The sequence below is a fragment of the Kitasatospora sp. NPDC007106 genome (assembly GCF_040634455.1).
In the GTDB taxonomy this organism is placed as follows: Bacteria; Actinomycetota; Actinomycetes; order Streptomycetales; family Streptomycetaceae; genus Kitasatospora; species Kitasatospora arboriphila.
The window spans coordinates 1-4,864 of the sequence record NZ_JBEYFP010000447.1 but is presented as its reverse complement, the minus strand read 5'-3'; the positions used below and the strand labels follow the sequence as shown (position 1 = coordinate 4,864).

3 protein-coding genes and 1 pseudogene are annotated in these 4,864 nt (G+C 68.6%); 2 read left to right on the top strand and 2 right to left on the bottom strand.

Annotated features, from left to right (window positions below; translation table 11 throughout):
* Positions 1-130: 130 nt before the first annotated feature.
* Positions 131-922, bottom strand: a pseudogene (locus tag ABZ641_RS25765) (IS3 family transposase); the annotation flags it as partial.
* Between the two features lie 58 nt (positions 923-980).
* Complete coding sequence (locus ABZ641_RS25760; RefSeq protein ID WP_359985325.1) at positions 981-1,238, bottom strand: transposase; 258 nt, start codon at positions 1,236-1,238, stop codon at positions 981-983.
* Positions 1,239-1,697: 459 nt separating this feature from the next.
* On the opposite strand from ABZ641_RS25760, the gene ABZ641_RS25755 reads away from it, so the two are divergent.
* Together ABZ641_RS25755 and ABZ641_RS25750 are read left to right on the top strand one after the other, a co-directional pair.
* Positions 1,698-2,027, top strand: coding sequence for a trypco2 family protein (locus ABZ641_RS25755; RefSeq protein WP_359985322.1), 330 nt, complete (start codon positions 1,698-1,700; stop codon positions 2,025-2,027).
* 48 nt (positions 2,028-2,075) lie between these two features.
* On the top strand, positions 2,076-4,864 hold a 2,789-nt coding region (locus ABZ641_RS25750), incomplete at its 3' end, for a tetratricopeptide repeat protein (RefSeq protein WP_359985320.1).

Here is a 4,864-nt window from a genome sequence, read left to right as displayed (position 1 = left end):
GATGGAGCGACTCAGCGTGATAGTGGCAGACTGACTGGACAACGGGAGCTCCGCTCGGCATGAAGACCTTGGTCGGCTTCATTGCTGTAGCAGAGGTCCCGTTCTTCGTGCAGGACGACATCAAGACTGATCAACTTGCCACGGGCGGAAACGGGTTAACTCCGTGGCATTGCTTGTACAGGCCGATCGTCGACTCCATCAGCGCGTTATCCAGTGCGTCACCGACCGAGCCGATGGAAGCGGCAATGCCGGCCCGGTTCAGGTGCTCGGCCAGCGCGAAGGACGTGTACTGCGACCCCGCGTCCGAATGGTGCGTCAGTTCGCCTGCCTCCGGCCGGGTGCCGGTGCGGTCGCGTTGCCACAGCGCCATCTCCAGCGCGGCCAGGACCAGCTCGGTGTGCTTGGTGGTGGCAGCGGACCAGCCGACGATACAGCGGGAGAAGGTGTCCACCACGAACGCGACGTAGATGGTGCCGGCCCAGGCCGCGACGTGGGTGAAGTCCGCGACCCAAGTCCGGTTCGGCGCCGGGGCCACGAAATCGCGTTCGACCAGGTCGGGCGCCCGCCCGGCGTCCGGATCCGCCATGGTGGTGACGACCTTCCGGCCCCGCACCGCGCCGCTGATGCCCAGCTCGCGCATCAGCCGCTCCACGGTGCAGCGGGCCACTACGTGGCCCTGTCGGCTCAGCTCGCGCCAGGCCTTCCGGGCCCCGTAGACACGGTAGTTGGCCTCGTACACCTCGGTGATCAGCGTCTTCAGCCCGGCGTCGCGGACCTGTCGGGCGGACGGCGATACCTGCCGCTGCTTGTGGGCGTAATACGTAGAGGGGGCGATGCTGCACTCGTGCTGGGTCAGCACGCGGCAGATCGGCTCGACGCCGCCGAAGCGGTCCCGGTGCTCGTCGATGAACGCTACGAGCGCAGATGTGGCCGGTCGAGCTCGGCCGCGAAGAAACTCGCCGCGGCCTTGAGGATCTCGTTCACCGCTTCAGCTCGGCGACTTCCTTTTTCAGGGCCTTGACCTGCGCTGACTCCTCGGTGGTCGTCCCCGGGCGCTGCCCTGAATCGATCTGGTCCCGTCGGACCCACTGCCGCACGGTCTCGGCCGATCCGACCCCGAGCTTGGACGCGACGGCCTTCATCGCGGCCCACTCGGTGTCGTAGTCGGGACGAACCTCGGCGACCATGCGCACCACACGACGCCGCAGCTCAGCGGGGTAAGGGGAGGGACGTGCCATGACTCAATCCTCTCAGAGAATCGAGTCTCCATTCGAACCGGTAATGCCGCGCGAGAAGCCAGCCGGGCACCGCCCCCAGCCCTCGTCAGGACCCAGCGATGTGCCCCGTGGCCCAACGGCCGGGCAGATGCTCCAGGCCTGCTACCAGCCGTCACGGACGGCAGCAGGGCGGCGCCAGCGTCGAGGAGGTCAAGGCCGACGACCTGGCCGCCCTCGACAAGCTCGTCCTCGGCAGCGGCCGGGCCGCGACGTCATACCGGGCGGCACCACCACGACCCCACCGACGCGCACCACCAGGCAACGGATGCTGCCCATGAACATGGTTGTGCATCAAAGGTGCTTCTAGGCTCGCGTGTTGTGTGGAGAGTGGTGTTGTCCCTACGGTGGGTGACCTTGTTCGTAGTGCCGGTGGTTCGGGCATGTATCGCGTGGACCGGTCAGACAGTTGGGGGGCTTGTGATGGAGATCGAGTTGGCGAACGCGGTGGCGGCGGTCCGGGACGAGCTGCTGGGGGCGGCCGCACGCGGGGCGGGCCAGAACCTGCAGTTCAAGGTCGGCCCGGTGGAACTGGAGTTCGCCGTGGAGCTGCGGGTGGACGCGAAGGCGAAGGCAGGCTTCAAGGCGTGGGTGGTGACCGCGGGGGCGGAGGGCGGTGCGGCACGGAGTCGCACCCACACGGTGAAGCTCACCCTCACTCCGCAGAACGCGGACGGGACCGACGTGATGGTCCACGGTGACAGCAACCGCGACGAGGGCCCGGGTGACCTCTCCGGCTACGTCGAAGACTGACAGGCCGACAGAAACGACGGCAGCAGGGCCGAAGGGGGCGGGTAGCGGGTGGAGAAGGACCGGGTTGTGGTGGTGCGGGGCTCGGGCGGGCCAGGGTCGGGGTATGTGATCGCGCCTCGTTTGGTGCTCACCTCCGCGCATGTCGTCCCCGCTCTGGGTGGGGACGTGTCGGTGTTCCGTGCAGGCAAGAAACCGGTGCACACGGGACGGGTGGTGTGGCGGGGCACGCCCAACGGGCGTGACGACGCCGCGCTCGTCCTCATGGACGAGCACGGCTGGATTCCCCCAGGGGACGACAGGCCAGTGCGATGGGGTCGTCTGGCCACCACCCGGCCCGGCACCCGGTGTGAGGCCTGGGGTTCCCCTGACCTCGTCCAGCGCAAGGACCGGCCTACCGACACCGAGCACGAGACGGGCTGGCTGAATCCCGGGGACCGGGAGGTCGGCAACCGGTACGTGATGAACCTCGACGGCCACCCGCCGGCGCCCGTGGGCGACGGGAAGTCTCCGTGGGGCGGGTTCTCGGGGGCTGCGCTGTTCTGCGAAGACCTGCTCACTGGTGTCATCGCCGTCGACCCCGGCGGGCGCTCCCACGCCGCGCTGGAAGCGGTGCCTGCCTACATGCTCCTGCGCGACGACGCCTTCCGTGCCGTACTGGCCGAACACGGCGCGGGAGCCGGCACTGTGCTGGAGGCCGTGGAGTGGCAGCAGCTCAACGAACCGTTGGATCCGCCCACCGGCCGGATCAAGTCTCCTGCCGTGCTCATGCACGCCCGGCGCCAGACCGTCCCCTTCCGCGGCCGAACCGAGCTCGTCGAGCAGCTGCTTGCCTGGAGCCGGCGGCCAGGGTTCGGCGCCTACCTCCTGCACGGGCCCGGCGGCCAGGGCAAAACCCGCCTCGCCCAGCACCTCGCCAACACCCTCATCGCCGAACGGGGCCAGGTGCTGTGGCTGGACGCCGGTGCAGCACCCGAAAGCCTGGCGGTCCTGGCCGGGGCTGTCCGCCCCCTGCTCGTAATCATCGACTACGCCGAGATCCGTGCTCCACAGATCCTCGCCCTGCTCGAAGCCGCCAGCCGCCACCGGGGCAGGGACCCGTTCAAGCTCCTGCTGCTGGCCCGCACCGCCGACGACTGGTGGGAGAACCTGCAAGCCGCCACCCGTCGCGCCGAAGACCTCCTCGACGGCACCCCAGTCACCGCCCTCGGCCCCCTGGAACCGGAACCCGGTCACTCCCGCACCCAGGCCTACCGGGAAGCCCTCAACGGCTACGCCCGCCACCTCCCGGACGTCGACAACTGGCAGCACCACAACTGGCCCGCCATCGCGGAACAACTCCGCGACCGAACCGTCGACGCGGCCGCCCTCGCCGGGGCACTGACCCTGCACATGACCGCCCTCGCCGACCTCCTCGACACCGCCGCCGGCCCCGGAGAAGACACCGGCGACACCGACACTCCGGGATCAGGTCCACCGAAAACTGTGGAGGACCGACTGCTGATCCACGAACGCCGCTATTGGACGAACGCGGCCGCAACCCGCAGTCTCACGCCCGCCATCGGCGAAGAGGCACTGACGGACGCACTGGCTGCGGCTTTCCTTATCGGATCCCAGACCAATGCCAATGCTGACGCTGACATAGTCCTGCGTCGAGTCCCCGGTCTCGCCGACCAAACTCATGACCTGCGCGCCAGAGTCCGTGCCTGGATCACCAGCGTCTACCCGCCCGTCGGCAACAACCGCATCTGGGGACTTCTACAGCCCGACCGACTCGCCGAACGGTTCATCGGCCACCATCTGACCAAGACTCCCGAACTCGCCCACCACCTAGCCACCGGCATCAACCGGCCTCAGGCCGAACAGCTCCTCACCATCTGCACCCGTGCCGCTACTCACCCCCCACTACGCCACTTCGGCCCACAACTCACAGCCCTGATCACCACCCACCCCGGCACGCTCGCCATCGCGGCCATTGACATCGCCACTCAGACCGAACACCCCGCCCCGCTCCTCGACGCCCTCCAGCAGATCACTAACAACCCCGCCACGCCCCTGGCCGAGCTCGAAGATCTCGCTGCCGAGCTGCCGGCGGCCAGCCACACGCTCGCACCCTGGGCCGCGCACGTGACCGACCGCATTGTCGGCACCTACCGCGAACAAGCCCAAGAAGACCCCAGCCGCCTGCCCCACCTCGCCGCCAGCCTCAACGACCTCGGCAACCGACTCGGTGACCTCGGGCGCATGGAGGAGGCGCTCGCCGCCGCCGAGGAAACCGTCACCCACTGCCGCAGCCTCGCCCACGCAGACCCTGATACCCACCTCGGCAACCTCGCCATGAGCCTCAACAACCTCGGCATCCGGCTCGCGAATCTCGGGCGTTTGGAAGAGGCCCTTGCCGTCACCGAGCAAGCTGTCGGTGCCCGCCGCGCCCTCGCCCAGGCAGATCCCGGTACCTACCTCCCCGACCTCGCCACGAGCCTGAACAACCTCGCCGTGCGGTTCGAAAGCTTCGGGCGCTTGGAGGAGGCGCTTGCCGCTGCTGAGGAAGCCGTGACCCACTACCGCGGCCTCGCCCAGGCACGCCCCGACGCCTACCTCCCCGACCTCGCCACCACCCTCAGCAACCTCGGCCCCCGTCTCGGGGACTTCGGGCGCAGGGAGGAGGCGCTCGCCGTCATCGAAGAAGCCGTCGATATCCGCCGCACCCTCGCCCGCACACGCCCCGACACCTACCTCCCCGACCTCGCCACCAGCCTCAACAACCTCGTCGTTCAGCTTGAAAAGCTCGGGCGTGTTGAGGAGGCGCTCACTCCTACCGAGGAAGCCGTCGATATCCG